The sequence below is a fragment of the Amycolatopsis sp. NPDC059657 genome, from assembly GCF_042734395.1.
Taxonomy (GTDB): Bacteria; Actinomycetota; Actinomycetes; order Mycobacteriales; family Pseudonocardiaceae; genus Amycolatopsis.
The window spans coordinates 31,946-37,109 of the sequence record NZ_JBHWEB010000074.1 but is presented as its reverse complement, the minus strand read 5'-3'; the positions used below and the strand labels follow the sequence as shown (position 1 = coordinate 37,109).

Annotated in this window: 4 protein-coding genes; 1 reads left to right on the top strand and 3 read right to left on the bottom strand. The window is 69.1% G+C overall.

All coding sequences use genetic code 11. The features are described from left to right. Positions 1 to 62: 62 nt before the first annotated feature. The 3 genes from ACFV15_RS31890 to ACFV15_RS31880 all read right to left on the bottom strand — a co-directional run bounded on the left by ACFV15_RS31890 (position 63) and on the right by ACFV15_RS31880 (position 3,884). Positions 63 to 1,271, bottom strand: a complete 1,209-nt coding sequence (locus ACFV15_RS31890; protein ID WP_378354964.1) for an acyl-CoA dehydrogenase family protein — start codon at positions 1,269 to 1,271, stop codon at positions 63 to 65. Then, entirely contained in the window at positions 1,268 to 2,563 is a 1,296-nt protein-coding gene (locus ACFV15_RS31885; protein WP_378354979.1) for an acyl-CoA dehydrogenase family protein, read from the bottom strand. Before ACFV15_RS31885 ends, ACFV15_RS31890 begins: the two co-directional genes overlap by 4 nt. Positions 2,564 to 2,684: 121 nt before the next feature. Further along, entirely contained in the window at positions 2,685 to 3,884 is a 1,200-nt protein-coding gene (locus tag ACFV15_RS31880) for a low temperature requirement protein A (protein WP_378354962.1), read from the bottom strand. 158 nt (positions 3,885 to 4,042) lie between these two features. Here ACFV15_RS31880 and ACFV15_RS31875 point away from each other — a divergent pair, with 158 nt between their 5' ends. Continuing rightward, entirely contained in the window at positions 4,043 to 5,128 is a 1,086-nt protein-coding gene (locus ACFV15_RS31875; protein ID WP_378354961.1) for a serine hydrolase domain-containing protein, read from the top strand. The last annotated feature ends 36 nt before the right edge of the window (positions 5,129 to 5,164 follow it).

The window sequence follows — 5,164 nt, the reverse complement described above, 5'->3', positions numbered from 1 at the left end:
TTTTTTTTTTATATCTTTGTGGTTTTCGCCCCCGCCCACCCCCCCCCCAACACTCACGACCCCTACTTCAGCTCGGTCGAGGTCTTGCCCAGGATGCGGCGGGCGACGATCAGCTGCTGGATCTGCTGGGTGCCTTCGAAGATGTCCAGGATCTTCGCGTCGCGCGCCCATTTCTCCAGCAGGGATTCTTCTGTGTAGCCGACGATTCCGGCCAGTTCGACGCACTTGAGCGTGATGTCGACGACCGAGCGGCCCGCCTTCGCCTTGGCCATCGAGGCCTGGAGTGAGTTCGGCTTGCGGTTGTCGGCCATCCACGCGGACTCCAGGGTCAGCAGGTACGCCGACTCGTAGTCCGCTTCGAGCTGGAGGTACGCCGCCGCGGCCGCGTGCTGGGTGTGGGCGGGCTTGTCGTAGTCGACGACCACGCCCGCGTCGGCGAGGATGCGGGCGGTCTCCTCGAGCGCCGCGCGGGCGAGGCCGACGCCCATGGCGGCGACCAGTGGGCGGGTGTTGTCGAAGGTCTGCATGACCCCCGCGAAGCCCTTTTTGGTGTCGATCTCGGGGGTGCCGAGGAGATTGTCCTTGGGGACGCGGCAGTTTTCGAAACGGAGGACGGCCGTGTCGGACGCGCGGATGCCGAGTTTGTGCTCGACGCGGACGACCTCGAAGCCGGGGGTGCCTTTTTCGACCACGAAGGACTTGATGGCCGCGCGGCCCTTGGTCTTGTCGAGTGTCGCCCAGACGACCACGGCGTCGGCGCGCTCGCCTGAGGTGACGAAGATCTTCTCGCCGTTGAGGACGTACTCGTCGCCGTCGAGGCGGGCGGTCGCGGTGATCGCGGCCGAGTCCGAGCCGCAGCCGGGCTCGGTGATCGCCATCGCGGCCCAGATGCCGGAGAAACGCTTGAGCTGCTCCTCGTTCGCGACCGACGCGATGGCCGCGTTGCCGAGACCCTGGCGCGGCATGGTGAGCAGCAGGCCGACGTCGCCCCAGCACATCTCGATCGTGCCGAGCACGACATTGAGGTTGGCGCCGTTGCGGTTGCCCTTCTCGGCTTCCTTCTCGTTGCGGCGGACGCCGGCCGCGCCCGCGCCGCCCTCGCCGGAGGAGTTGAGGCCGTCGAGCAATGCGGCGAACATGTCGAGCTCGGCAGGGTAGGTGTGCTCGGCGCGGTCGTACTTGCGGGAGATCGGCCGGAAGACCTCGGCCGCGGCCTGGTACGCCTGGTTGATCAGCGCACCGGCCTTCTTGGGGGCTTCGAGGTTGATCACAGCAGAATTCCGCCTTCCATGACACCGATGGCACGCAGATCGCGGTACCAGCGCTCGACCGGGTGCTCCTTGATGAAGCCGTGCCCGCCGAGCAGCTGCACGCCGGCGTTCCCGATCTGCATTCCCTTGTCCGTGGCCAGCTTGCGGGCCAGCGCGACCTCGCGGGCGTACGGCTTGCCCTGCTCGGCGCGCGACGCGGCGCGCAGCGTGACGAGGCGCAGGCCTTCGAGTTCGATCGCGATGTCGGCGATCGAGAAGGCGACCGCCTGGCGGTGGCTGACGGGCTCGCCGAACGCCTGCCGCTCGTTGACGTACGGCACCACGTAGTCGAGCACGGCCTTGGCGGTGCCCGCCGCGAGCGCGGCCCAGCCGAGCCGCGAAAGGCGGACGGCTTCGGTGAACACCTCGGGCTTGCCGCCGCCGAGCAACGCGCCCGCAGGCAGGGAAACCTTGTCCAGGTGGAGTTTTCCGGTCGCCGCGCCGCGCAGGCCCATCGCGGGCTCGTTCTCGATGCTGACGCCCGCGGTGGACGACTCGATGATGAACAGTGCAGGCCCGCGGCCTTCGAGATCGGCGGACACGACGAAAACCTCGGCCTGCGCGGCGCGCGGGACCAGCGATTTCACGCCGTCGAGCTGGTAGCCCTTCGGGGTGCGCTTGGCCTTGACCGATGGCTTGAACGGGTCGAACAGCGGCGTGCGCTCCTGCAACGCGAACGCGGCGGCGGGAACGTTCTCGCCGACGAACGCCGGCAGGTAGTCGGCCTGCTGCTGTTCGTCGCCCCACAGCACCAGCGCCGTGCTGACCGCGGACGGCGCGAGCACGGCGAGCGCGAGCCCGAGGTCGCCGTGCGCGAGCGCTTCGGCGACCAGCGCGCCGGTGACGACCGAGCGTTCCGCGCCGACACCGCCGAGCTCCTCGGGGATGCCGACGAGCGTGATGCCCAGCTCGGCGGCTCGGCTCAGCAGGCCCTCGGGCGCTTCGAGCTTCGCGTCGGCGTCGGCCGCCGCCGGCCGCAGCTGCTCGGCCGCGAACTCGGTGACCGTCTCGACGATGAGCTGCTGGTCCTCGCTCGGGGTCAGGTCGAACAGGCCGGTGTCGGCGGCGGGCGCCAGCCGCTCCGGCGCGGTGCGCTTCTGGACCGACTTGAACGTCCGCCCGGCCGCGCCCGCGACCCGGAAGCCGTTGCGGGTGCCCGCCGTGACCAGGCCCTGCAGCGGTTTGCGCAGCCCCGCCTTGTCGATCGCCTTGCTCCCGGCCAGCCGGGTGAGCGCGGACAGGCCGATGCCCATCGCGTCTCGTTTCTTCGGGGCAGCCATGGGTCGCCTCTCCCTCGCGTTACCTACTCACGAGTAGGTTAGCTCGGGTTTCCCGCATGCGCCACCTCTGGGGTCGTGAGTGGTACGGCCGGTTCTAACCGGCAATGCCGCTCACGACCGCTGACCTGCGGTTTCGCTCGAAAACTATGAGGCCCAGCACTGTCACCGAGACGATGCCGACCAGCGCCGCGGCGGGTACGTGCTCCAGCAGGGGAGTCGCGGCCAGCAGGAGGATGGCGAGGACGAGGCGCTGGTGGTTCCACGAGCCGAGGTTGCGCCTGCGCAGCGCGGAGAGCGTGAAGAGGTAGAGCGCCAGGCCGCCGGTCAACGCCCAGATCGGCACGCCGTGCAGTGCCTCCGACGTGCTGTGGTGCTCGGTGTCGGCGACGTAGAGCAGCGCCTTCTTGAGACCCAAGGCCACCAGCACGATGCCGGCGATCAGCGGCAGGTGCATGAACGTGTACGAGTCCGTGGCGATCTTGACGCGCTCGGCGCCGGTCGCCTTCGTCAGCTTGTGCTCGGACACGTGCGCGACCACGTCGAAATACGTCCACCACATGCCTGCCGCCAGTGCGAGCCCGCCGGTCGCCGCGCCGGCCACGAGCCACGACATCGGCAGCGCCGCGATCCCGATCCCGATGGCCACAATGGACTCGCCGAGCGCGATGATCACGATCAGCCCGAACCGCTCCGCGAAATGCCCAGGCTGGTTGACCCGCCACTCGGACCCACGGGTGAAGAACACGTTCCCGTAGTCCCAGAGCATCGCGACCGCCCAGAGCCCGAACTGCGGCCAGCCGGTGAAGAACGTCGCCACCGTGAGGATCGCGACGCTCGGCAGCACGCCGGGGAACATCCGCAGCAGCACCTTGCGCAGGCCGGGATCATGCCGCGCGGCGCCGAGATACGCGATGAGATGCAGCAGCCGCACGATGAGGTAGCAGCCGACGAACAGCAGCGGCGCGTCCAGCCCGCCGGGCAGGTCGGTGAACGCCTCCGGGATCGTCAGCGAGACCAGGAACGACACGGCCATCGCGCCGAACAGCGCGAGCCTGGCGATGCCCTGGTCGACGTGGATGGTGTTGCCGAGCCAGACGTAGCCGCACCAGCACCACCACAGCACGGTGAGCATCGCCATGCCCTGGCCGATGCCGAGCGGCGACAGGTGGTCGGCCATCAGCTGGGTGGTCTGCGTGATCGCGTAGACGAAGACGAGGTCGAAGAACAGCTCGAGGGTGGAGACGCGGTGGTCCTCGTCCTCGGTGACGAGGTGCAGGCGGCTTGTCGTGGGCACGAGGCATTATGACCGCGAACGCGCGATCCGGTGCGTGGATTCGCTCGATGGCGAACAAGGTGGGGCTGACCCCAGTGCCGATACTCCGGTTCGCTGGATCGTTGGCGGCCGAGCACCCTCCTAGGCTGACTTCCGGTTAATCGACAACAGGGGGTCTCATGCGAATGTCCTTGCCCTGCAAGCGAATCGCCGCGTCGGCAGGCATCGTCGCGCTGCTCGCCGCGACCATGGCCGGTCCGGCGGCGGCCACCGGGCATCGGCCGGTGCAACGTGCGCTCGACACGGTCGTCGCCGCCGGTACGCCCGGCGCGCAGCTCACCACGCGCGGCTATTCGTTGCGCAGCGGCGTCGGCGACCTGCGCACCGGCGCACCGATGCCGTGGCGCGGCCACTTCCGCGCGGGCAGCGTCACCAAGCCGTTCATCGCCGTTCTGGTGCTGCAGCTGGTCGGCGAAGGCAAGGTCGAGCTGGACGCGCCGGTCACCCGGTATCTGCCGGACGCGGGCACCGGTGCGGTCACGGTGCGCCAGATCCTGCAGCACACCAGCGGCCTGCCCGACTACCTCGACGATGTGGTCGACGTCGACCCCGAAACGCTCCGCCATCGCGGCGCCGAACCCGCCGAGCTGCTGGCGTTCGCCATGAAGCACCCGCCTTTGTTCCCGCCGGGCGCGAAGTGGTCGTACTCCAACACCAACTACATCCTCGCCGGAATGCTCGTCGAGCGCGTGACCGGCCGGAGTGTCCAAGCCGAACTCGGCGCCCGCATCCTCCGGCCGCTCGGCCTGCGCGAGACCTATCTGCCGGTACGCGGCGACGAACGGCTGCCCGCGCCGCACCCGCGCGGCTACTTGCCCGCGAAGGACTCGCTGGTCGACTTCACGGAGTTCGACGCCACGATCGCGTGGACCGCGGGCGGGCTGGTGACCACGGGGAACGACGTCAACCGGTTCCTCAGCGCGTTGCTCGGTGGCCGGTTGCTGCGTCCCGCTCAGCTGGCCGAGATGAAGCGGACCGTGCCGAGGGACTCCGGCTCGGAGTACGGGCTCGGGCTGGGCAAGCTGTATTTGTCCTGTGGCAAGGAGTTCTGGGGCCACGGCGGCGACATCATCGGGTTCGCGACGCTCGCGTTCGCGTCACCGGACGGACGGGCGGCGACCGTCGAAGCCAACCGCGATCCGGTGAGCCCGGCGGTGCACGCGAACATGAAGGCCACGGTAGACGCCGCGCTCTGCGCCGAATGAGTCGTGAGTGTTGCCGACGGTCAGAACCGTCGGCAA